The following is a 1,132-nucleotide window of genomic DNA, read 5'->3' on the forward strand; positions in this document are numbered from 1 at the left end:
GGCACGATTGGCCACGTCGATCATGGCAAGACGTCGCTGACGGCGGCGATCACCAAGTATTTTGGCGAATACAAGCGCTACGACCAGATCGATGCGGCGCCCGAGGAAAAGGCGCGCGGCATCACCATCTCGACGGCGCATGTCGAATACGAGACGGCCGCCCGCCACTACGCCCATGTCGACTGCCCCGGCCACGCCGACTATGTGAAGAACATGATCACCGGTGCCGCGCAGATGGACGGCGCGATCCTGGTGGTGTCGGCCGCCGACGGCCCGATGCCGCAGACCCGCGAGCACATCCTGCTGGCCCGTCAGGTCGGCGTGCCGTCGATCGTGGTGTTTTTGAACAAGGTCGACCAGGTCGACGACGCCGAGCTGCTCGAACTGGTCGAGCTCGAGGTGCGTGAGCTCTTGACCAAGAACGAGTTCCCCGGCGACGACATTCCGATCGTCAAGGGTTCGGCACTTGCCGCTTTGGAAGATTCCGACAAGAAGATCGGCGAGGATTCGATCCGCGAGCTGATGGCTGCGGTCGACGACTACATCCCGACGCCGGTTCGTCCGCTGGACAAGCCGTTCCTGATGCCGATCGAGGACGTGTTCTCGATCTCGGGCCGCGGCACGGTGGTGACCGGCCGCGTCGAGCGCGGCGTGGTCAAGGTCGGCGAGGAGCTCGAGATCGTCGGCATCCGTCCGACCACCAAGACGACCTGCACGGGCGTCGAGATGTTCCGCAAGCTGCTCGACCAGGGCCAGGCCGGCGACAACATCGGCGCGCTGCTGCGCGGTGTCGACCGCGAAGGTGTCGAGCGCGGCCAGGTTCTGGCCAAGCCCGGCACGGTCAAGCCGCACAAGAAGTTCGTCGCCGAAGCCTACATCCTGACCAAGGACGAAGGTGGCCGTCACACGCCGTTCTTCACCAACTACCGTCCGCAGTTCTATTTCCGCACGACCGATGTGACCGGCATCGTGTCGCTGCCGGAAGGCACCGAGATGGTGATGCCGGGCGACAACATCACCGTCGATGTCGAGCTGATCGTGCCGATCGCCATGGAAGAGAAGCTGCGCTTCGCCATCCGTGAAGGCGGCCGCACCGTCGGTGCCGGCATCGTCGTCACCATCAAAGAGTAAT

At 64.0% G+C, this 1,132-nt stretch carries 1 protein-coding gene; it reads left to right on the plus strand.

Features of this window, described 5'->3' with window-relative positions; all coding sequences use genetic code 11:
- The coding region (tuf, locus tag AC0L3I_RS36850) for an elongation factor Tu (protein ID WP_473530221.1) at positions 1-1,131 on the plus strand (1,131 nt) is incomplete at its 5' end.
- Between the last annotated feature and the right edge of the window lies 1 nt (position 1,132).

Source organism: Mesorhizobium sp. WSM4840 (assembly GCF_055811755.1).